This window comes from Thermosyntropha tengcongensis (assembly GCF_055381335.1).
This window is the reverse complement of sequence record NZ_AP042437.1, coordinates 440044-463205: the sequence shown is the minus strand read 5'-3', so window position 1 is coordinate 463205 and position 23162 is coordinate 440044. Positions and strand designations below refer to the sequence as shown.

24 protein-coding genes and 1 riboswitch are annotated in these 23162 nt (G+C 42.1%); all 24 genes read right to left on the bottom strand.

The window, feature by feature from the left end; translation table 11 throughout:
• Positions 1–73 precede the first annotated feature (73 nt).
• Complete coding sequence (gene hepT, locus ACZ42E_RS02185; RefSeq protein WP_464892822.1) at positions 74–502, bottom strand: type VII toxin-antitoxin system HepT family RNase toxin; 429 nt, start codon at positions 500–502, stop codon at positions 74–76.
• The gene (gene mntA, locus ACZ42E_RS02180; RefSeq protein ID WP_464892821.1) at positions 495–947 is read right to left on the bottom strand and encodes a type VII toxin-antitoxin system MntA family adenylyltransferase antitoxin; all 453 of its coding nucleotides are present in this window, start codon (positions 945–947) and stop codon (positions 495–497) included. The genes hepT and mntA overlap by 8 nt, the downstream gene beginning before the upstream one ends.
• A 118-nt stretch (positions 948–1065) precedes the next feature.
• Positions 1066–1959 (bottom strand): MBL fold metallo-hydrolase, encoded by an 894-nt coding sequence (locus ACZ42E_RS02175; protein WP_464892820.1) that lies wholly within the window; start codon positions 1957–1959, stop codon positions 1066–1068.
• A gap of 32 nt (positions 1960–1991) precedes the next feature.
• Complete coding sequence (locus ACZ42E_RS02170) at positions 1992–2978, bottom strand: lipoate--protein ligase (protein ID WP_464892819.1); 987 nt, start codon at positions 2976–2978, stop codon at positions 1992–1994.
• Between the two features lie 93 nt (positions 2979–3071).
• Complete coding sequence (locus tag ACZ42E_RS02165) at positions 3072–4286, bottom strand: serine hydroxymethyltransferase (protein WP_464892818.1); 1215 nt, start codon at positions 4284–4286, stop codon at positions 3072–3074.
• 27 nt (positions 4287–4313) lie between these two features.
• Positions 4314–5693, bottom strand: coding sequence for a dihydrolipoyl dehydrogenase (gene lpdA, locus ACZ42E_RS02160; RefSeq protein WP_464892817.1), 1380 nt, complete (start codon positions 5691–5693; stop codon positions 4314–4316).
• Positions 5690–7135 carry an aminomethyl-transferring glycine dehydrogenase subunit GcvPB gene (gene gcvPB, locus ACZ42E_RS02155; RefSeq protein WP_464893459.1) on the bottom strand — a complete coding sequence of 482 codons (1446 nt, stop codon included), beginning with the start codon at positions 7133–7135 and terminating at the stop codon, positions 5690–5692. The genes lpdA and gcvPB overlap by 4 nt, the downstream gene beginning before the upstream one ends.
• Positions 7135–8448, bottom strand: coding sequence for an aminomethyl-transferring glycine dehydrogenase subunit GcvPA (gene gcvPA / locus ACZ42E_RS02150; RefSeq protein ID WP_464892816.1), 1314 nt, complete (start codon positions 8446–8448; stop codon positions 7135–7137). Before gcvPA ends, gcvPB begins: the two co-directional genes overlap by 1 nt.
• 21 nt (positions 8449–8469) lie before the next feature.
• Entirely contained in the window at positions 8470–8856 is a 387-nt protein-coding gene (gcvH, locus tag ACZ42E_RS02145; protein ID WP_464892815.1) for a glycine cleavage system protein GcvH, read from the bottom strand.
• Between the two features lie 17 nt (positions 8857–8873).
• Positions 8874–9986 (bottom strand): glycine cleavage system aminomethyltransferase GcvT, encoded by a 1113-nt coding sequence (gene gcvT / locus ACZ42E_RS02140; protein ID WP_464892814.1) that lies wholly within the window; start codon positions 9984–9986, stop codon positions 8874–8876.
• Between the two features lie 17 nt (positions 9987–10003).
• The gene (locus ACZ42E_RS02135) at positions 10004–10894 is read right to left on the bottom strand and encodes a bifunctional 5,10-methylenetetrahydrofolate dehydrogenase/5,10-methenyltetrahydrofolate cyclohydrolase (RefSeq protein ID WP_464892813.1); all 891 of its coding nucleotides are present in this window, start codon (positions 10892–10894) and stop codon (positions 10004–10006) included.
• Between the two features lie 189 nt (positions 10895–11083).
• A riboswitch (glycine riboswitch) is annotated at positions 11084–11188 on the bottom strand.
• A gap of 151 nt (positions 11189–11339) precedes the next feature.
• Entirely contained in the window at positions 11340–11828 is a 489-nt protein-coding gene (locus ACZ42E_RS02130; RefSeq protein WP_464892812.1) for a metallophosphoesterase, read from the bottom strand.
• Positions 11829–11839: 11 nt separating this feature from the next.
• Complete coding sequence (locus tag ACZ42E_RS02125) at positions 11840–12448, bottom strand: XTP/dITP diphosphatase (protein ID WP_464892811.1); 609 nt, start codon at positions 12446–12448, stop codon at positions 11840–11842.
• Complete coding sequence (gene rph / locus ACZ42E_RS02120) at positions 12381–13172, bottom strand: ribonuclease PH (RefSeq protein WP_464892810.1); 792 nt, start codon at positions 13170–13172, stop codon at positions 12381–12383. Before rph ends, ACZ42E_RS02125 begins: the two co-directional genes overlap by 68 nt.
• Before the next feature lie 37 nt (positions 13173–13209).
• Positions 13210–13737 carry a Fe-S-containing hydro-lyase gene (locus ACZ42E_RS02115; RefSeq protein WP_464892809.1) on the bottom strand — a complete coding sequence of 176 codons (528 nt, stop codon included), beginning with the start codon at positions 13735–13737 and terminating at the stop codon, positions 13210–13212.
• An 11-nt stretch (positions 13738–13748) separates the two neighbouring features.
• On the bottom strand, positions 13749–14588 hold the full coding sequence (locus ACZ42E_RS02110; protein ID WP_464893458.1) for a fumarate hydratase: 840 nt from the start codon (positions 14586–14588) through the stop codon (positions 13749–13751).
• Between the two features lie 17 nt (positions 14589–14605).
• Positions 14606–15346 (bottom strand): MBL fold metallo-hydrolase, encoded by a 741-nt coding sequence (locus ACZ42E_RS02105; protein WP_464892808.1) that lies wholly within the window; start codon positions 15344–15346, stop codon positions 14606–14608.
• Positions 15343–16098, bottom strand: a complete 756-nt coding sequence (locus ACZ42E_RS02100; RefSeq protein ID WP_464892807.1) for an acyl-CoA dehydratase activase — start codon at positions 16096–16098, stop codon at positions 15343–15345. Before ACZ42E_RS02100 ends, ACZ42E_RS02105 begins: the two co-directional genes overlap by 4 nt.
• Positions 16099–16114: 16 nt before the next feature.
• Positions 16115–17092, bottom strand: a complete 978-nt coding sequence (locus ACZ42E_RS02095; RefSeq protein WP_464892806.1) for a 2-hydroxyacyl-CoA dehydratase family protein — start codon at positions 17090–17092, stop codon at positions 16115–16117.
• An 11-nt stretch (positions 17093–17103) separates the two neighbouring features.
• Positions 17104–17907: a glutamate racemase gene (gene murI, locus ACZ42E_RS02090; protein WP_464892805.1), complete on the bottom strand. Its 804-nt coding sequence runs from the start codon at positions 17905–17907 to the stop codon at positions 17104–17106.
• 147 nt (positions 17908–18054) lie between these two features.
• Positions 18055–18687: a GerMN domain-containing protein gene (locus ACZ42E_RS02085; protein ID WP_464892804.1), complete on the bottom strand. Its 633-nt coding sequence runs from the start codon at positions 18685–18687 to the stop codon at positions 18055–18057.
• 249 nt (positions 18688–18936) lie between these two features.
• The gene (locus tag ACZ42E_RS02080) at positions 18937–20706 is read right to left on the bottom strand and encodes a vWA domain-containing protein (protein ID WP_464892803.1); all 1770 of its coding nucleotides are present in this window, start codon (positions 20704–20706) and stop codon (positions 18937–18939) included.
• 13 nt (positions 20707–20719) lie between these two features.
• The gene (locus tag ACZ42E_RS02075) at positions 20720–21934 is read right to left on the bottom strand and encodes an ATP-binding protein (protein ID WP_464892802.1); all 1215 of its coding nucleotides are present in this window, start codon (positions 21932–21934) and stop codon (positions 20720–20722) included.
• Between the two features lie 344 nt (positions 21935–22278).
• A complete protein-coding gene (locus tag ACZ42E_RS02070) occupies positions 22279–23145 on the bottom strand; it encodes a LytR/AlgR family response regulator transcription factor (RefSeq protein WP_464892801.1) in 867 nt (288 codons plus the stop codon).
• Between the last annotated feature and the right edge of the window lie 17 nt (positions 23146–23162).

The window sequence follows — 23162 nt, the reverse complement described above, 5'->3', positions numbered from 1 at the left end:
TTTTTCGCAATATATCTTCAGGCCTTCCCTCCAAAGTATACAAAACACTGTATAATAACCAGTCAAAATTCCTCTAAATTCTATTGACATATTCAGTTACTATTTTTATAAAAATCTCTATATCCGCCAGATTTTCCTGCAGGATCCAGTAAACTATCTCATCATCAATTTCCCAGTACCCATGCACCAGTTTATTGCGAAATTGGGCCATTTTTTTTAATCTGGTCGCTAAATCTGCTGGCAAAAGGCCAATAGACTGCATCCTTTCAAAAACTTCAGCATAAGTTTCCGGAGGGGCAAAATTATACCTTAATTGTTCACGGGCTGCTATACGGTTCCCAATATTTATACAGGTTTCAATGGCCAGCTGTAAATAGCGTTCAGCAGCCGCCTTGTATATATCATCAGCCATATATTCCTCCTTGCTTTTGGCAGCCATCTCCTTTAAACGGCTGATGTACTTCAGCAGATACCTGAGCTGGCTTATCAGCTTTTCATCCAATAAAATCACCTGCCCTTTTTAAAAACTCCTGGTTAAACTCATCTCTGAGCAGTTTTATATCAAGATACAGCTTTATCACCCTGCTTTCAAAATCAATCATCTTCTCCCAATCAGAACAATATAAAACCTTTTTATCTTTTAAAACCCCGTACTGCATACTTAAAGGCGCATTATTTAAAAATATAATATCAATTTCATCAGTCCCCAGAAATTTGCTCAAATCAGCATAAAGCTCTGATCTCAAATGCAAATACTCTTCTTCCGGCATATCATCACTCAATAATACCGCTATGTCAATATCACTGAGCGGGGTAACCCTTCCCGCAGCATAAGAACCAAAAAGATAGGCTGCCACAATTTTAGCCCGATAAGGGACAAAAATATCTCCTAGTCCGGGCAAAACTTTATCTACTTTATTAAAATCAACCTTGCTCCTTTTTATCATTTTTTCATCTCCTCAAAAGCCACTTTTCATGCTCCATCATGATTTTACCTTATTTTTCCTTTATAAACAACCTGCCCATAAAAAATTCCCGGTTTTAAAAACCGGGAACTTAAAGTTTTTATTTACCAGATAAAACCCATTTTAAATTATTATTTTCCGTAAATATCCTGGCTTTTTTGCAGTTGCACAGATAGGAAAGATAGGAAGAGACAGTTCCTGAAATAAGTATGTACTGATTGCGGTTATCAGGAAGAGCCATCTCTTTTATCACCCGAGCCACAATCTCTTCCCGGCTGCGGGGGACTTTTATAAATTCCTGGATTACGTCTAAAATACATTTTATTATCTCTTCATTCTTGATTATGGTTTCTCTTACATCGTTTAATACTCCTCCATGGGCAACTACCGTATAAGGATAAATATTTTCCCTTAGATACCGCAAAGTATCGAGGTGTTTACCCATATCAGCCATATAAACAAAAGGGAATTTTTCCAGATTATGTTCCGTTATCACCGCATCTCCGCTGAAAAGCACCCCATCCGGGGTAACCAGCCCTGCATGTTCCATAGCATGGCCAGCCAGGTCAAGCACTTTAAAACCCTTTTCATTTATAACCAGTTCTCCAGGTTTTACCTTATGGGTAACCTGGCTGGGCTCAGGCATCAGAAATTTGTTGCGCAGCATATCAACCGGGCTTGCTGTATAGAGGCAAAAAGGGCCTAAAAGCTCATTTTCAATAAAGGCTGCTTCAAAAGAGGTAGCATAAATATCGCATCCATACGTTTCCTGAAAAAACCGGTTTCCTCCACTATGATCGGCATGGGCATGGGTATTAAATATAGCCCTTACCTTAAGTTTTTCTTCATCCAGGACTTTTTTGGCTTTTTGGGCAAAAGCACGGCTGGCACTGCTGTCAATAAGCAGGCAACTCTCATCAGGGAAAATATAGACGCCAATCAAGCTGGGAAAATTTATACAGCAGGTATTGCCTGCAACCAGCTCCAGTTTCAATTTCTTCGGCCTCCTTACAAATCCATGCTGCATCACATCAGCAAAACCTTCAGCAAATCCTCCCTGGAAGCAGCAGGCAGGTAGTCTGCCACCTCTATTTCATTTATCCTTTCTTTTATATCTTCTTCGGCATAACGTGTGCCAAGCAGCAATTTCTCAAACTCTTCTATTTCTTTAGCAGCAAAAAAATCTCCATATATCCTGCAGCCTTTAATAACCCCTTTTTCCACATTAAGCCTTATATCCATGCTTCCCCAGTCAAAGCGCATTTTTTTCTGCACATTAAAAGCCGGAGAAGTACCGTAAATCCATTCCCAGGTTTTAAACTTTTTATCCCTGAGTTCATTTATAGCTTTTAAATCTTCTGCCGTCAATTCATATTCCTGGTTAAAATCTTCTTCCTCCAGGATAGTTTCGGTTAAAATCTTTTTAAAATCCTCAACCGACATGGGAAAAGCCAGATGCTCACTTATGTTGGTTACCCGGCTGCGTACCGACTTTACCCCTTTGGAAACCATCTTGTCCGGATCTACATTAAGTGCCTGCACCATATCTTCAATATTGACATCAAACAGGATAGTCCCATGGTGCATCACCCGGTTTTTATAGCGGTACTGGGCATTGCCGGAAAATTTTTTGCCCTCGATAGTTATATCATTGCGCCCGGTATGTTCAGCCTGGATGCCTATTTTCTCCAGGGCTTTTATTACCGGACGGGTAAATTTTACAAAATCAAAGCTGGTGTGTTCACCGGCATCGGCTATAAAAGTAAAATTTAAATTTCCCAGATCGTGATAAACAGCTCCTCCTCCTGATATGCGCCTTACTACCTCGATCCCTCTCTTCTTTACAAAATCAAGGTTTACTTCTTCAAAAGCATTCTGATTGCGGCCTATAACTACAGTAGGCTTATTCTGGTAAAAATAAAAAACCGTCCCTTCCGTAAAATTTTTGGTAGCATACTCATCTAATGCCATATTGAAATAAGGGTCATTAGAAGTGTTGTTTATTTTTATCATGATATTCTCCTCCTTCAAACCGCCATCATCTAGAAAAAAGACCAGTATAAACATACCGGTCTTTTTGAAATGTTATCGGAAATATTGCTGGTATTAAGCATAAAGCGGATATTTCTTGCAGAGTATGCGCACCTGTTCCTTAATATAATCAACATGCTTGCCTTCTTCGAATAAGGCTTTGTAGAAAAGGTCAGCAATAATAAGCATTTCTTCTTCCTTCATGCCGCGGGTAGTAAGCGCCGGAGTTCCCACCCTTATACCGCTGGTGACAAACGGGCTTCTGGTTTCCCCGGGTATAGTGTTTTTATTAACTGTTATTCCTACTTCTTCTAAAAGCTGCTCTGCTTTCTTGCCGGTCATACCTTCAATATTGGTAAGATCTATAAGCATAAGGTGGTTGTCGGTCCCGCCAGATACAATCTTGAATCCTTTTTCCATTAAAGCATTGGCCAGCACGGATGCATTCTTTACTACCTGCTTCTGATATTCAACAAAAGACGGCTGCATAGCTTCAAAGAAGCATACCGCTTTAGCAGCAATGATGTGTTCCAATGGCCCTCCCTGCGTTCCCGGGAAAACAGCCTTATCTATATCTTTGGCATATTTTTCCTTGCACAGGATTAGCCCGCCTCTAGGCCCTCTTAAAGTCTTATGGGTAGTGGAAGTAACAAAATCAGCATATTCTACCGGAGAAGGATGTATCCCTGCTGCTACCAAACCTGCAATATGGGCCATGTCTACCATGAGGTAAGCGCCGACTTTATCCGCAATTTCCCGAAATCTCTTAAAGTCTATAACCCTTGGATAAGCAGAAGAACCTGCCAGAATCATCTTCGGTTTATATTTAAGGGCTTTTTCTTCTACATCATCATAATCAATAAATCCCTGTTCATTTACCCCATAAGATACTACATTAAAATATTTTCCGGAAATATTAACCGGTGAGCCATGGGTCAAATGTCCGCCATTGGTAAGGTCCATGCCCAAAAAAGTATCTCCCGGATTCATTATGGCCAAAAATACCGCCAGGTTAGCATTAGCTCCACTGTGAGGCTGGACATTAGCATGTTCAGCCTTGAAAAGTTCTTTGGCCCGATCTATAGCCAGCTGTTCTATTTTATCAACTACATAACAGCCCCCGTAATATCTTTTGCCCGGATACCCTTCAGCATATTTGTTGGTAAGTATACTTCCCATAGTCTTGATTACTTCCATGCTGGCAAAGTTTTCAGAAGCAATCATCTCCAAACCATTCTGCTGCCTTTCCAGTTCCTCCTCAATATACTGAGCAACCAGCTTGTCCATCATAACAGAATAACTCCTCCTTTGCTAGACTTATTTTTTACGCGGAGCTAGATGTATAGCTTCGCCGTGAACATCCAGAACTGCTTCCATGATAGCTTCTCCCAGGGTAGGATGAGGATGGATAGTTCCTATAACATCCTTTATCCGCATACGGTTTTTAACCATCATGGTTCCTTCCAGGATAAGGTCACTCGCATGGGGGCCAATAATATGTACCCCAATAATTATATCATTTTCATCCGCCAAAATCTTCACCAAACCTTCTGCCTCACCCATAGTCATAGCCTTGCCGTTGGCAGCAAACTGGAACTTACCTGTTTTATAGGCTATTCCTTTACTTTGTGCTTCTTCCTCACTCATACCTACTGTGGCAATCTCAGGGAAAGTAAATATACATCCCGGTACAGCATGATAATAAACAGAAGTATTTATGCCTGCCATTTTCTCTACAGCTGCTATACCTTCTTCTGATGCCTTGTGGGCAAGCATCTGTCCTCCAATAACATCTCCTATAGCATATATCCCTTTAACACTCGTCTGATAATTTTCATCCACTTTTATAAAATCCCGTTCGGTTTCTACTCCTACTTTATCAAGATTTAACCCTTTTATGCAAGGCTTTCTTCCCGCAGACATCAAAACCAGATCAGCAGCTACGGTAAAAGGCTCTTTTTTCCCCTGAACATGTACCACAAGTTCTCTATCCTTTTTTTCTATTCTGGTTACTGCTGCACTTGTATGCACATCAACATTCTGTTTTTTAAGAAATACACCCATGCGTTTGCTTATTTCTTTATCTAAACTGCCAAGAATATTAGGCATATATTCTATAACCGTAACTTTACTGCCAAAGGCACTAAAAATACAGGCAAATTCCAGGCCAATAACCCCACCGCCAATTATAACAAACCTATCCGGAACTTCTGTAAGTTCCAGGGCTTCATCACTAGTTATAACTCCTGGCAGATCAGCTCCTTCTATCTGCAGGCGGGCAGGAACAGAACCAGTAGCTATAAGTATATTTTTGGCCTTGATTTCTTCTCCATTTACAGCTACCGCATCGGAAGCGGCCAGAGAAGCCTCTCCTTTTATAAGCTCTACACCGTTAGCCTTGAGCAGCTGTTTTACTCCGGAAACCAGATTATTTACTATACTGTCCTTTCTTGCCTTGGCCTTTTCCAAACTGAATTTAAAGCCATCAACCTGAATGCTGAACTCTTCCGCCCTTTTTAAAGTATGGATAGCTTTGGCATTTTGGAAATAGGCTTTGGTAGGTATGCATCCCCGGTTCAAACAGGTGCCGCCTACCTCATCCTTCTCTATCAGGGTTACCTGCATTCCCAGCTGGGAAGCCCGGATGGCTGCCACATAGCCACCCGGCCCTCCGCCTATTATTACTAAATCCTTCATTTCCCTGCCTCCCATTTTACAATCGGATTACGGGCTGCCCCCACTTCATCAATTCTTTTTACTACCGTAGTATGCGGGGCATTCTTGACCTTTTCCGGGTCCTCTTCCGCTTCTTTGGCAATATCGATCATGGCTTTTATAAAACTGTCCAGCCTTTCTTTACTTTCTGTCTCCGTAGGTTCAATCATCAAAGCCTCATTTACTATAAGCGGGAAGTAAACGGTCGGCGGATGATAGCCATAATCCAGAAGCCTCTTGGCTATATCCATAGTAGTAACATGGTTTTTCTCCAGCTGGAATTTGGAATTAGCTATAAACTCGTGTTTGCATAGACGGTTATAAGGTATATGGTAGTACTTGCTCAGGTGGTGCCGCAGATAATTTGCATTAAGCACAGCATTATAAGCGACATCTTTTAATCCATCCCGTCCTAAAGACTTGATATAGGTATAAGCCTTGACTACTACCCCAAAATTGCCGTAGAAATTTTTTACTTTACCTATAGACATAGGCCGGTCATAATCAAGTACATATTTATCGCCTTTTTTCTCCACCAGCGGTACTGGCAAAAATTCTGCCAAATGCGCTTTTACCCCTACCGGCCCTGAACCTGGCCCGCCTCCGCCATGCGGGGTAGCAAAAGTCTTGTGCAGGTTCAGGTGTACAATATCAAATCCCATATCCCCGGGCCGGCATACTCCCATAATGGCATTGAGGTTAGCTCCGTCATAATAGAGAAGGCCGCCACCCTCATGAACAATGGAAGCAATAGTCACAATTTCCTCTTCAAACAATCCCAGAGTATTGGGATTGGTCAGCATAAGCCCGGCCACTTCGTCATTCATCTTGGCTTTCAGGTCCTCAATATCGACCAGGCCTCTGGCATTGGATTTTACTTCTACTACATCAAAACCTACTACATTAGCAGTAGCCGGGTTAGTGCCATGTGCGGAGTCAGGCACCAGAATTTTGGTTCTCTTTTCATCTCCCCGTTTTTTATGATAAGCCTTTATTATCATTACCCCGGTCATTTCACCATGAGCACCGGCAGCTGGCTGCAGGGTAAACCTGTCCATCCCGGCAATTTCACAGCACATCTTTTCCATTTCATACATGAGCTCCAGAGCTCCCTGCACCGTTTCTTCCGGCTGATAAGGATGAATATTAGCAAATCCCGGAAGACGCGCTGCCCATTCATCAACTTTCGGATTATACTTCATGGTGCACGAGCCTAAAGGATAAAAACCGCTGTCAACACCATAAGCCTTTTTAGAAAGATCAGTAAAATGCCTTACTACTTCAACTTCACTCACTTCCGGAAGGTTTAGGCCGGTACTGCGCATAAAATCCTGAGGAATTTCTAAGGTTTCCGGAACTTCACAGGAGGGAAGGCTGAATGAATTACTGCCCGGTACATGCTTTTCAAATATAAGTTTACTCATCATTTTTCCCCTCCTAACACGGCAATCAGCTTATCAATTTCCGCTTTGGTCCGTTTTTCCGTAAAAGCCACAAGCATGGCATCCTTCAGCTCATATCCGCCTATAATACCATTGGCAAGCAGCCTGCGGTTCATTTCCCCCGGATTATCCATTTTTACAGCAAACTCCCGGAAAAATGGACCTTCATATTTAAGCTGAAAACCTTTTTTAAGAAACTCATTTTTTGCATACACTGCCATCTGGTGAGACCTTAAGGCAATGTTTTTCAATCCTTCCGGCCCTATAAGGCTTAGATAAATAGTGGCCGCCAGGGCACATAAAGCCTGGTTAGAACAGATATTGGAACTTGCCTTTTCTCTCCTTATATGCTGTTCCCTGGCCTGTAAAGTGAGGACAAAAGCCCTCTTGCCTTCGCTGTCTACTGACTGGCCTACAATCCTTCCCGGAATTTTGCGAAGGAGCTTCTCACTGGCTGCAAAAAATCCCAGATAAGGTCCGCCAAAACTTAAGCTGTTTCCTAAAACCTGCCCATCCCCTACTGCTATATCAGCTCCATATTCGGCAGGAGATTTAAGAATGGCCAGGGAAATAGGATCAACGCTCATTATCAAAAGCCCTTTGTTTTGATGTACTTTCTCAGCCAGTTCTTCAATTCCCGCTTCCAATAATCCGTAAAAATTAGGCTGCTGAACAATTACCCCGGCTGTCTCTTTATCTATCTTTTCTTTCATCGCCTCTACATCCATAAAACCGTTTCTTCCAGGCACCACTTCAAGATAGAACTTTCCTGACAGCTCATAGGTTTTTAGTATAGACAGGTTTTCCGGATGAATAGTATCCGGCACCACTATCTTTTTAGCCTTGCTAGAAGCGGCTACCTGACAGGCTTCCGCCAGGGCAGTGCCCCCATCATACATGGAGGCATTGGAAACCTCAAGTCCGGTGAGATTGCATATCATAGTCTGATATTCAAAAATGGACTGGAGTATTCCCTGGCTTATCTCTGGCTGATAAGGAGTATAGGCAGTATAAAATTCAGATCTCAGGAGAATCTGGTCCACCACCGCTGGAACAAAGTGGTCGTATGCTCCTGCCCCCAGGAAACAAGGGTATTCATCTACAGTTATATTTCGCCTGGCCTTATTGATAAGTTCGCGCCTTACTTCTATCTCGCTTAAACCAGGAGGTAAATCAAGCTCCCTTTTAAGCTTTACCTCTTCTGGAATATCAGCAAATAAATCTTCAAAAGAGCTGAACCCAATGCTTTTTAACATCTCCTCGGCTACCTGCGGAGGATTAGGAGTATATCTCATCAATATCTCCTCCCTAAAAGATTACTCTTCCTGCTCAGCGCAAAAAGCTTCATAAGCTTCCGCATTCATGAGTTTATCCAAACCAGATTTGTCTTTTATTTCGATAAGTGCAATCCAGTTAGCATAACAATCCTCATTCAGCAGTTCAGGAGACCCTTCCAGCTCTTCATTTACTTCTACTATAATGCAGGATACCGGTGTATAAACAGAAGAAACTGCTTTTACCGATTCTACCACGGCAATCCCTTCATCAGCGTCAAATTCAGCATCTACTTCCGGTAATTCAACAAAAACTATATCTCCCAAATGTTCCTGTGCATAATCCGTTATGCCTATATAAGCTTTATCTCCTTCTACTTTCAGCCATTCGTGATTTTCAGTATAAAGCAAATCTTTTTCAGTACGCATAATATATCCCTCCGTTTTTATTTATTTTTTTTGTTTCTGGTTTGTTTTTGATAAAAAGAATTTTTCATTACCCGTGCCTTTACCGGCTTATTGCGAATCATAATATCAATCTCGGTACCTTCAGAACTGTAATCTTTCTTTATCAGCGCCAGGCCTATGCTCCTGTCAAAAGTGGGAGAATGGGCACCACTGGTTACCCAGCCTATTTTTTCCCCATCTTTATATACTTCATAACCATGGCGCGGTATCCCCTTGCCTATCATTTCAAACTCAACCAGGATGCGTTTTAAGCCTTCTTCTTTCTGCCTTAAAAGAGCATTTTTGCCAATAAAATCATCTTCCGATTTAAGCTTTACAAAATATCCCAAACCTGCTTCCAGCGGGGTAATATCCTTATCTATTTCCTGCCCATATAAAGGAAGTTTGGCTTCAAACCTTAAAGTGTCGCGAGCTCCCAACCCTACTGGTACTACATCCTCACCTCCCGCTTTAAGTATCTCTTCCCAAACATGTACAGCATCTTCAGGCCTTATATAAATTTCAAAACCATCTTCCCCGGTATAACCAGTACGGGAAACTATACAGCTGACCCCAGCCACTTTTACATCCGGATTAAACCAGAAGAAATCAATGGTTTCCAGATCAGTATCCGTCAGTTTCTGCAAAATCTCCTGTGCTTTTGGCCCCTGCAGGGCAAGCTGTGCATACTGGTCAGAAACATTCTTCACTTCTACTCCAGAAAAAGCATGTTCCTTTATCCATGCAAAATCTTTTTCTACATTCGCCGCGTTTACCACCAGGAAGAAATGATGGGGATTATACTTATAGACCAACAAATCGTCTACTATTCCCCCATCTTCATAACACATCAGGGAATACATAACCTGATAGTTACTAAGCTTTTTGGCATCATTGGTAACCAGATACTGCACAAAATCTTCGGCTTTTTCCCCGGTAACTTCGATTTCTCCCATGTGGGAAACATCAAAAAGCCCGGCTTTAGTTCTTACCATGTGGTGTTCTTTGATAATTCCTTCAAACTGTACAGATAATTCCCAGCCTCCAAAATCAATAAGCTTTCCCCCATATTTCTCATGCATGGGAAAAAGGGGCGTCCTTTTAAGACTCATAACCTTTTACCTCCTTTTTAGCCATGTTGTGCTGCCAGCTGTCTTTTGAGTGCCGTTACCGTATTTTTCATTAAATAGGCAACGGTAACTGCTCCTACCCCCCCGGGTACCGGTGTTATATAACTGGCTTTCTTTAAAGCCCCCTCAAAATCAACATCACCAACAATATCCTTGCCTACTCGATTAATTCCAGCATCGATGACTATAGCCCCTTCACGGATCCATTCGCCAGGAATAAGGTTCGGTACGCCAGCTGCCACTACCAGGATTTCCGCATTGCGTACATGGTGCTCCAGCATCCCCCGCCTGGAAGTTTGATAGTGGCATATAGAAACTGTCGCTTCTTCCTTAAGCAGCATAGTGGCTACCGGCCTTCCAACGATAGAGCTGCTTCCTACTACGGTAACCTCTTTTCCTTTAAGATCAACCCCGGTCGACCTTATCAAAGCCATTATAGACTCGGCTGTACATGGATAAAGCGCTTCTGCTCCCAAAAAGAGTTTACCCATATTATAGGGAGTTACCCCTTCTACATCTTTAAGGCTGTTTATGCTCCACTGTACCTTGCGTGCATCAATATGTTCCGGAAGCGGCATATGCACCATAAGCCCATTTATAACAGGGTCGCGGTTTATGCGGTCAATCATCTTAAGAAGCCTTTCTTCGGAAGTATTGCGGGAAAGCTCAATAGTTTCATAATTTATACCAATCTGAGCTGCCAGCTTGCGCTGCGATTCCTTGTAAACAGCAGTCGCCGGATCATTCCCAACTTCAATCGTCATAAGGAAAGGTGCTACATGCTGTTTCTTGAGTTCCTCTATTTCAGCAGCAACTTCAGACAAAATCTGATCTCTTATCACTTTGCCGTAAAGCAGATTAGCTTTCTTAACATCATAAAGAGCATTCACTTTCCTTCTGCCTCCTCTTTGCTTTATTTTAGCTTTCCCTTTTAAACAGGTGGTATACAATGATGTCTATATCGGAAGTAAAAAAACGGTGAGCCTATAATATTATGTAAAATGTGTATACATAAAAAATTTCGACAGGGAAGAAAATGTGGCATTTTCTTCCCTGTCGAAATTGCTTCTTCAGGGCTTCGTCTGGATATGATCCTTTTGCCTGAAAGTTCCACCTTTGATTATGCCGATCAAAGGCTTGCCTCTTCGGCGATTTTTTAAAAAATCCTCTCTCATATCCTTCATCCGAAAGTATTCAGTTTTATTGAAAATAAAAATCCAATTCATAGAATTAACTCTTTATTTACATCTTTTGGACAATTATATAAAATTCTTCTTCCTCTTGACAAGACTTTTTTAAGTTAAAATTTTCACAACTTTATTTATATTCAAAATATTATTTTTCGATTAATTTGATATCAAAATAATCTTTTCCCGTGTCGATAAGCATATATGTACCTTTTAATCTTTGTCTGGGCTTTGCTGGGCTGCCTGGGTTTAAAAAAAGTATATCACCAATCCTCTCACAAAAAGGCACATGGGTATGTCCAAATATTACTACATCAGCCTCAACTTCCAGTGCCCTGTAATAAAGAGCATTTAAACCTTCCTTTACCCGGTACTGATGCCCGTGCAGAAGATAAACTTTTTTACCCCCTATATCAATATATTCTTCCAGAGAAGCCCCGGTCTTTCCGTTTATAAGGTCACAGTTCCCCAGAACACCGGTAAATCCAATCCTGGCCTCCCTGGCTAACCTTATTGCATCATCATAATAATCACCGGTAAATAAAAAATATTCAACTTCCTGCCTTTTAAGCATGGCAGCCAGATGATCTATGTTGTTGTGGGTATCCCCTAAAACAGCAATTCTTTTGTAATCCAAAGCCTTCCACATCATACATCCCTGCTTACAAGTTCCTTGATAACAGCCACCGCTTTCGCCAAGGCTTTTCCTCGATGGCTTATTCGGCTTTTTTCCCCGGCATCAAGTTCAGCAAAGGTAGCATTATAACCTTCCGGAATAAAAAGTGGATCATAGCCAAAACCTTTGTCTCCACGCGGAGCAAAAGCTATTTTCCCTTCACATTCGCCTCTTACTGTAAAAGTTTCTCCTTCTGGTGTACAAATAGCTATAACACATACAAATCTGGCAGTTCTTCTATCCTCTGGAATATCTGCAAGCATTTTCAAAAGCTTCAGGTTATTCTGCTCATCAGTTGCTTTTTCTCCTGCAAAACGAGCGGAATAAACCCCCGGCCTGCCATCCAGAGCATCTACCATCAAACCGGAATCATCAGCCAAACATATATATCCAGTAATTTTAGCCGTTATGGAAGCCTTTTTAACCGCATTTTCTTCAAAAGTAGCGCCATCTTCTTCAATCTCCGGCACTTCTACATCTATTTCTTCCAGCGTAATAACCTGTACCTTAAGGTCAGACAGTATCTCCGCAAGTTCCTTCTTCTTCTTCTGATTCCTGGTCATAAGGAGTATCTTTCTCATATTTTATCTCTCCTACAATTTCTTTTTGCATTTCAATAAGCCTTTCTATGCCTGCTGCTGCCAAAGCAAGCATATCATCAAGCTCTTCCCGGCTAAAAGGCCTTCCTTCTCCTGTTCCCTGCACCTCAACAAATTCTCCCTTTCCGGTCATCACCACATTCATATCTACTTCAGCTGCTGAATCTTCTGCATATTCCAGGTCCAGAATGGGTACCCCCTCATAAATACCTACACTGATAGCTGCCACATAATCTTTAATCGGTATCGTCTCAATAACCCCTTCATTTTTGAGCTTCTGCAGGGCTAAAAACAAAGCGACAAAACTGCCAGTTATGGAAGCAGTTCTGGTCCCTCCATCTGCCTGGATAACATCACAGTCAATCCAGACGGTTCGTTCTCCCAAAGCATTAAGATCTACTATCCCCCTTAATGCTCTGCCGATAAGCCTTTGGATTTCTGAAGTGCGCCCGCTTATCCTTCCTTTGCTTACTTCCCGCGGCGTCCTGGTAACTGTTGATGCAGGCAGCAGGGAATATTCAGCAGTAACCCACCCGCTTCCCGTACCTTTCAGAAAAGGAGGAACTTTATCTTCGATAAAAGCCGAACACAATACCCTGGTATCTCCCACCTCAATAAGCACTGAGCCATCAGGATGTTTTACAAAACCCGGGATAATCCTTACCGGTCTCATTTCATCAGCTGCACGGTTGCTAGGCCTTTGCATAAAATACCTCCATAACGTTTATTTTTTCCATAAGTTTCTATTCCCTATTATAAATATTATTTCCTTTTGCATCTATAGCCACAATACACGGGAAATTTTCCACCTTTAATTTCAGCAGTGCCTCCGGACCCAAATCCTTATAGGCTATCACTTCCACCTCTTTTATTTTGTGTGCCAAATAAACTCCAGCTCCTCCCACTGCTGCCAGATAGACAGAGCCATATTTTTTCATGGCTTCGATTACCTCAGCTGAACGTTCTCCCTTGCCGATCATCACCTTTAGCCCACAGCTTAAAAGAAGGGGCGTATAACTGTCCATCCTGCCACTGGTAGTCGGTCCGGCAGAACCAATAATTTTTCCCGGGGGAGCAGGACAGGGCCCTACATAATATATTATCTGCCCTTTAATATCAAACGGCAGGGATTCTCCTTTTTGCAGACTTTCTGTCATCCGTTTATGAGCAGCATCCCTGGCTGCATAAACTGTCCCTTCTACCAGCACCTCTTCTCCCATTTTAAGGTTCAATATATCTTCATCACTAACCGGTGCTTTGATTATCTTCATAACTGCCCTCCCTAAATTACCACCTTTGCTCTTCTGGTAGCATGACATCCCAGGTTTACTGCTACCGGAAGGCTTGCTATATGGGTAGGATAAGTTTCTATATTTACCGCCAGTGCCGTAGTTTTCCCTCCCAACCCCTGGGGGCCAATATTTAAGGCATTAATTGCAAAAAGCAGTTCCTCTTCCAGTTTTTTTACATCCTCCCTTTCACTGCGCACATCAATTGGCCTCATAAGCGCTTTTTTGGCAAGATAAGCAGCCTTTTCCATATTGCCTCCTATCCCTACCCCCACAATAACAGGAGGGCACGGATTAGCCCCTGCTTCCTCTACCGCTTTAACGACAAACTCCTTTATCCCTTCCACTCCCTGGGAAGGCTTCAGCATGGCAACCTTGCCCATATTTTCACTGCCTGCCCCTTTGGGCAATACGCTTATCTCAATATTCTCTCCCGGCACCAGCTCAATATGGATTATTCCCGGAGTATTATCACGGGTATTCTGCCGCACAAGGGGATCATTTACAACTGAAGGCCTGAAATAAGCTTTCCTGTACCCTTCTCTTATGCCTTCATTTACTGCTTCTGTTAGGCTCCCCCCGCTTATTATAACCTCCTGTCCCAGTTTAACTTCTACTACCACCATTCCTGTATCCTGGCACAAGGGCATCTTCTCTTTTACAGCCATATCAGCATTGGCAAGGAGTATTTCAAGTATTCTGCGGGCAATTCCTTCTTCTTCCTCATATGCTTTTTTAAGCCCCTGTCTTATATCATCAGGCAGCCTAATATTAGCATCTATAACCGCCTGACATACCCCGTTTTTTATCACTTCTGCTGCAATCGTGCGCATAGACATCCTCTCCACCATCATATATCTATTCTTAAACCAGCCTCAGCCATAAAAAGCTTCCCTTTATATGCCTCTTCTATTTCCTTTTTAAGTTTTTCTACCTCATATTCCGGCCAGAAATGAGTAGCCAGCAGAGCTTTCGCCTGCAGCTTGTCAGCCAGAGCTGCCACATCATTAGTAGTCATATGCCCCATCTTTCTTGCATATTCGGTTTCCGATTTGAAAAGGCAGCACTCAGCTACCAGAAGATCCACATCTGATTTTCCTTTATACAGTCCAGGAAAAAGCGAAGTATCGCCGGTATACAAAACCTTTTTTCCCCCGCTTTCCAGCACCACCCCATAAGATGGAATAGCATGACAGGTGCTGAAAAAACTCAAATCGATATCCCCGGCTTTTACTTTTAATCCATCCCTGACCTTTATAACCTCAAATTCCGGAACCTGTTTAAAATACTCGTACTCTTTTTCCGGTTTTTCCGGAATAAAAACCTTAAGCTTATGGGTACGCCTTTTTAGCACGAAAGCTCCTCTTACGGCATGTCTTAGAGCATATAAATCGACATAATGATCAGGGTGAAAATGGCTTATAAAAACCCCATCCAAAAAATTATAGTCTATATAGTTTCCCAAACATGAAAAAACCCCGTGTCCGCAGTCCAAAAGCAGAGAGATATCTTTCTCCTGCAGCAAATACCCGGAACAGGCTTCTCCCTTTTTGGGATAAGGTGCCCAGCATCCAATTACGGTAAACCTCATATCTTTTCATCTCCCCATATGCAGCACCCAATAGCCCCATTAAGCTGGGGATAGGGAAGCCTTATCACTTCCGCCCCCGTTTCCTTTCCCGTTATACTAAGGAGAGCAGAGTTAAATGCCCCTCCTCCCGAAAAAAGAAGCACATCGCTTTTCATTTTCTTCAGATAAGAAGCAAACCGCCGGTAAAGCGCATAATTGACTCCTGCTGCCAGTTCGGGAATAGAATAGCCTTCCACAATTCTGGCTATTATCTCGGTTTCGCCGAAAATAGCACAGGTAGAGTTTAATTCCACCGGGTTTTGGCTGTAAGAAGACAGTTCCTCCAGGCTTATCCCCAGGATAGAGGCCATATTTTCCATGTATCTGCCTGAGCTGGCTGCACAGCGGTCATTGGTCATAAAATCTACCGCCCGTCCATCTCTAACCTGTATAACCTTGGTATCCTGGCCTCCAATATCTATGAGGGTAAAATCTTTAAGTCCGCTCTGAAATATCGCTCCTTTTACATGAGCCTGAATTTCCGGTATATGTTGAGCACCGGCAACCTGGATGGTAATCTTTCCATAGCCGGTAGCTACTATTCTGTCATCACCAAAACCTAGCTCCTTTGCATCTACTTTAAGGGTTCCTTCTCCCTTGCCAGCATAGCGCCTGTAAAACCAGATGGTATCATAAACCTCGCTCTTTACCATCTTTCCTTCCTTAAACTGTACCATTTTCACACTGCGGGAGCCTAAATCTATTCCCAGCATAAATATCACCCTATCCTTACTCTTTTAGCATATTTATAAAGGCTTCTAGCCTCATGCGGCTTCTGGCATCAAGCTTTCCCGGCTTGTCCCCCTCCAGAGTCAGAAAAGGGATCTTAATCTTTTCCCGGTAGATCAAATCTTCAATCTGCCGGAAACAGAAGGTCTGGGTATAGTGAATTACCCCATCCACCCTTCTTTTATCTATTTCCTGCATTATATCCTCAAGCCTGGCAAAAGCGCCATAAGGATAAGTGTATTTAAGATACTGGTCGAATATATCATCAGAAGGAAAAGGCATAGAAAACTGCCTCTGCACCTCATTGTATACTACCCTGGCCCCCATATCCTCCAGAACCTGGTAAAAATCTGTGAATATCGGGGGAACCCCTATATAGGCAAGCCTTACCTTATCCTTATAGGGCTTGCGTTCATAAGCCCTGGCAATAAAAGCTTCAATCTCCTCTTCATATTTACAGGGATCACCATTAAAATCACTGGAGGAAACCAGATAATAATGATTTTCAAAACCTGATACCAGGTTATCCTTCCAGGTCATCTCATCCACCTTATGGCATAACCTTCTTATCCTATCCAGCCTCTGCTTAACCTCCATTACCTGTTCCATACTAACGCCAAAATAGCGCATAAGCCTTTTTATATTGTGCTCAATCATCTCCCTATCCCTTTCATAAGGGAAAGCAAACGGTATTATTTTTATCCCCTTTATTTCCAGGGTTTCCATCAAAGCCAGGGTATTGCTGCAGTCTCCATGCATAACAGCTATCACGGCTTCCAGATCATTTTCCAGAGCTGCTGCATAAAGCCCTTTTATCCATCCGCAGGTATTGCGCGGATAACCGGCTTCTTCCGCCATTTCCACCATTTTACCGGCATTTTCTGAAGTTATAAATATATTATTTAAATCCACCGGCTCTTTACCGGCAGCCAGAACTACTTCCACCGGTATGGTAGTTGTAAATCCTATCTTGCCCATTTTTTTCTACCTCATGCCAAATTTATTCTCTCTACTTTATCTATTACCTTTCCTATAAGCCTTCTTCCTACTTCATAAAAAGATTTATCATCACCGCTTACATAAAACCTGTAAGAGGGGGGTAAAGATCCATCCTGCACCAGGTTTTTGGCATGTAAAATCCCCTTTACCTCTGCCACTGTTTCCCAGGCTGGATCTACCAGCACTACATCATCGCCTACAAAATCCTTTATCACTGAACTTAAAAAAGGATAATGGGTGCATCCCAGTATTAAAGTATCAATATCCCTTTTTAAAAGCGGAGTTATATATTCTTCAACCGCCTTTCTCGTTTCTTCCCCTTCCAGCTTCCCGTCTTCGATCAAAGGCACAAAACGCGGGCACGCTTTTTCATATACCTCCAGGCGGTAATTTATCTCTTTGATATTTCTGGTATAGGCCAGGCTATTAACCGTAGCCTGGGTAGCAACTACCCCAATCTTTCCATTACGGCTCACTTTGGATGCTGCCCTGGCCCCTGCCCTTACCACTCCCAAAACCGGAAAAGGATACTCTTTTTCTATCCTGGGCAGGGTTACTGCCGAATGCGTCCCACAGGCTACTATTACTGCCTTTACCTCACTTTTTTGCATAAAATTAAGGATGCTGTAAGCATAGCTAAAAAGTTCTTCCCGGGTCTTATCTCCATAAGGAAGATGTGCAGTATCTCCAAAATAAATGAAACTTTCCCCGGGCATTTCCTCCATAAGCGCCTTTACTACGGTAAGCCCTCCCACCCCTGAATCAAAAATCCCTATCGGTTTTGATTTATCCACTAAAAAAAACACCTCTTTAGTAAAATTAAGCCAAAATAAAAACTCAATAAATAATTTATCACTTTTGTTAAATATATTCTACATAAACTTACGTTGATATATACAAAAACTCCCTTTTAAAAAGGGAGTTTTTATATACATAAAATTTTATATATTGTAATCAGGAGTTATAGCTTCTGGCCATTTAACATAGCCAGCAATAGTATCAGCTTTTTCCCCTTCTATCCTTATAACCACCCTGTCTACTGTAGGGAACTGGCATAAAGTATTAACCAGTGCATATACCAGCAGCTTTTCTTCCCTGCTGTTTTTAAGCCTTTTTACCTCTGAACTCAAATCGACTATACAAACTCCATCCGGCTTTATATTTATATCCAGCAGCTGGCTTCCGGGAGGGAAAATATTGATAAAACCAGGATTCTCAGGCCCTCTAATAAGCTCTTCTACAGTTAACCTGGCAATCCCTTCTTCCCGTTCTATATCCCGTTCTTCCATGCCCAGGCTGCTTTTATCACTTTTCACAAAATAAAGTTTTACCCTTACAGTATCTTTTGCTCCTTCACTTTGTTCAGGATGATCTTTATCATTTTTCTCAACATTTTTATCCTCTCTCGTCTTTTCTTTTATCCTTTCTAAAATATTTTTTCCGTAGTCTTCTTTAGAAATTTTTATAAGCTGTTCTAAAACAGGCGCATCCTCATCAACCGGAGCACATCCCCCGCTTATTAGACAAACCGCCAAAATAACCAGAACTATTATAAAACCAAACTTCCTCAGCATATTTTGCCGCCCCCCTATACACTTCTTTTATAAAATACTTGGGAGAACGTCAAAATATGCCTCTAAAAATAAGACAGGCAGTAAAAAAGAGAGCACCATACGGTGCCCTACATGAAGGAGGAGTTATTAAAGCAAACTACAGGTTGTACCAACGTGCAACAGTATTTAGTTACTTTGTATTGTATACTATTATACAGGATTATGTCAATAACAATTTTTGCTGTCTTTTTTTGTAGTAACTTGTCGATATCAGGCCATTTGCTTGCCTTTTAACATCGCTTTTTTCTCATATCTTACAATATTTATCAGGTTATCCCGGTTAAGGTCATCTACAAAATACAAAACCCCTTCTCCCTTATCGGCAACCTTTTCCAAAAAGCTTCGGTTCGATTCTACCCCAATGCATACAAATCTTATATCTTCCTCTGCAATAAAGGAGGCTGCTTTTAAGGTATCCGCTTTGGCATCCAGGGTCCATAAAGGTACATTAGGCACCCCATCAGTAATCAGAACCAGCAGGGGATTCTTTATCCGGCTTTCTTTAATAAGTTCCAGGGCCTTCATAATTCCATGGGCCATGGGAGTCAAGCCGGCTGGATTTATAGTCGCCAGCCCTTTTTTAAGTTCACTTTCCTTACGGGTAAATGGTACAACTATCCGGCTGCTCCTTTCCTGGAAAGCTACTACCGCTACTTTTTCCTTGCCAGACAGCAAAAGATGCTGGGCCAGATAGCAGGCAGCCTGCCTTTTTTCACCGGCCATACTGCCAGAACTGTCTAAAAGTATGCATACATTTACGGGCACATAATTCCTTTTCTGGTAATAGTGAAGATCTTCTTTTTGAATGGTAAAATCGGCATCTCCCCGCAAAAAGCTGTTCTTTTTAGCCTGCACAATACTTTCCGGTACTGCCAGATCTCCCGTCCAATTCCTCGGGTTATTTACTGTTTTATTACGGTTTATATATTCGATGCGGTGGCTTTTAAAATCACAGCTCCCCAGTTTATTAAAGCGCCCGCTGCCGCCAGACGGCATTTTTCTTATACTCCGCCTTATCTCCGTTTCCAGTTCGCACTTATGGTTTACTATATATTCTTTTAATTCCTGCCCTTTACGCGTTAGTATCTTGCCGGCGGGAGTATCCTTCAATATCCCCAGCTCTTCCAGCTGCTCAACATAATGCTCCACATCGCCCCATTTTTTCTTCTGCTGGTCTATTCCCTTGCGCTTGAAAATATTGGTAGAATAGGACTCCATAAACTCTTCAATTTCTTCCACGCCGCCAAACTTTTCAGCCAGCTTTACAATAAGCTGGTTTACATTTTCTTTGGCAGGCAAAGGAGCTGCCTTCTGCCCTTTAAACCTTTTCCACGGCAGTTTTATATAACCGACAAAACTGTCTTCCTTTTGCTTTTGCAATCCGTGTACTATATTCCTGACTCTGGCCAGTTTTACTTCCGAAGCCAGCACTACCTCTTCCACCGCTTCCGCCATTACATATACCAGGTAATATTCTTCGCAGTTCAGCCTGGCCAGAATGTGGACATGGTCATAGCCTTCCTCTCCTGCCGCGATGGGAGCGACCTTATCCTGCAGAAGATCATAAAAAAGCCCCTTCCCCTGGTTAGTCACAATATATACCCGGTGATAATACGCGCTTACCATCCGGTAAAGCTCATCTTCCGCATATTTAAGCTGGGGCTCCCGTTCCAAAAAATATTTGTACAGGGCATGATAGATGCCGCGCGCCACATCTTCAGCATAAATATCTCCCCGTTTATGATATACATCTATGTGTACAACCTGATCCTCATCCACAAAATCCAGGTAAGTCTTGCCGGCATCCCGGTTGGTCAATATCTTTATCTGTCCTTTTATTTTTTTTTCCGGCATACGGCTGTGGGCTTTACGGCTTACTACTACGCTTTCTCCCAGCCTTACCCCCTGATTCTGCCCCAGATAAAGGTTTAAATAATTGCCAACCGAAACCGCCTTATCAACATGCGCACTTTCCCCCATACATTATCCTCCCTTAAAAATCCGACGGGGTTAAACTTTTCTCTGTATTTATAAGCTCACTCCTGGTCATATCTTTAAGAGGGCGGGCCGTCTGTTTAAAATAATCAGCATCCATTTCTTCATTTTGCTTCTTTTTGCGGCCTTTAAAATTAAGTATGCTATCTCTTACCCCCCGGGAATCAACCTCATTCATAAGCCGTACCAGAGCATCACCATCAATACGATGCTTCAGCACCAGGGGGATCATGTAAGTCACATCATTTACGATAGGAGTGTTGCGCCCCTTTATAATACTATGCAAAACAGCTCCCTGCTGCATGGCTTCAATAGCCCTTATGCTTTCCAGGTTATGTTTGATATAAAGCCGGGCAATAAAATTGCGCAGGAAATCCGGCAAATCAGTATTCATATAGGTTTGGGCCCATTTAATTATATTCTGCCGGTATTTATCATTCTGCTGCCGGTCAAATTCCGGGTCAGCATGCCTGCTATTTTTATTCAACTTGCCGCAGTGTGAATTTTCTTTTAAGATATTAGCCAGAATATCAACCGAATTAGGCCTTCCCATATAGCAGACCATATCAAAACGGTCAGAAAGCTGCCTTCTTATCTCTTCCAGGGGCCCCGGCTCTTCATCGGGGTTGGAAGCAGCCCATACCGAAACATTTACCGGAATATCTACTACCGGCAGCCCAGCTTCTTCTATTTGAATATGACCAGGCTTATTTCCCATAACATCAAGCAGAATATCTGTTATTTCCGGGGAAGTGTCCGCCAGGCGGTTTATTTCGTCAACAAAGATTATACCCCGATGAGCTTGCGGTATGAGGCCTGGCAAAAGGCGGGCTTCGGGATGAAGACGGTCTGTAAGCTGGCTCAAATCAATACTGCCAGCCACCGTACCTACCTTGGCAGAATGGGAAATTTCCAAAAAAGGCATGGGAATTTCTTCCGTACCAATCCGCGCAATTTCTTCTTTGCTCATATGCCGGTGTTGAGGACAATGGGGATTTTCCGGATCACAATTATAAATACATCCCTTGATGCGGGTTATATTGGGCAAAATGTCTCTAGCTGCCCGCATTATAGTAGTTTTACCCGTTCCTCGCAATCCTTCAGCATGAATATGGAGAGGTTCTCCTGCATAAGTGGAAACTATCGACATAAGTACCATGTCAAAAAGGGCCGCATTTCCCTCGTACCGTTCCAGCCGGTAAAATGGTATCATAGACCATTCCCCCTATTTTTTTCTAACCTTATCCCCGTTTATTTTTCGTCCCATTTCTTCATTTTTAACTATATAATATTTTGTGATTTTTTTCTCTATTTTGGTAATAATCGGTAGGTAACAAGGATTATTTTGTCCTACCTTGTTATTTTTGTAACAAATTTATATTTTAGATAAAAAAAAGAAATTTTAAAATATCTTGGCAATCAAAAAGCTCTAAAATAGCCTTTGACTTTCTTTTCTAAAATTTTAAACAAAAAGGATAACTAGCAGAAAAAAAGTAATATAATGCATTTTTTCTTTCTTAATTGGCAGCTTGTATACCATTCCTTGATGCACATCCACTATTGAATACCCATCTTTTGTCTTAGAATCTTGGCCCGCGACCTGCTCAATATTATATTTTTGTTGCACCCGTCCAGCTTCAGCACATAGGATCCTTCTCCAAAATTTATGATTTCCTTTATATAGTTGAGATTTACAATAAACGCCTGATGAGCCCGGAAAAAATGCACATCATCCAGCCTGGTCTCCAGCTCGCCCAGGGTATAACTGCTGGAATAAGTTTCATTTTTGGTGCAAATAAAAACCTTCTTGCCCTGACTCTCACAGTAAATGATATCTTCCTGGGGAACCAGGGTAATTTTCCCCTTTTCCCTTATAGGAAGCTTGTTCGCATAAACTTCATGGCTTTTATACCTTTCCAGCATGAAATCTATGCGTTCTTTTAATTTATTCCTTACCATCTGGTCGATAATATCTTTATGCGCAATCTGGTATTTGGCCCTCTCAAGGGTCTTATAAAGGCGATTTTGCTCAATAGGCTTAATTATATAATCCAGAGCCCCCAGCTCAAATGCCTCTACTGCCATATCCCTCTTGGCAGTAACAAAAGCAAAAAGGGGAGGTTCCTTTAAAGTCTTAAGTTTGGCCGCTGTTTCCAGCCCCCCCATCTCCGGCATTCCGATATCCAAAAAAACCAGGTCTATCTTCTTTTCCTGGCAAAAAAGGAGAGCTTCCAGCCCATGTACTGCTTCTCCTACTATTTCTACCTCACTAAACTGTTCCAGAACATAGCGCAAAACTATTCTTTCTCTCTGATCGTCATCTACAATAAGCACTTTTATCATAATCTTTCTGCCCTCTGCCTTACTATTCATAATCTTGCTTATTTTGTGCATTTTAGCACTAACTTCAGTTTTTTTTATCATATAATTAATTTAAAAAC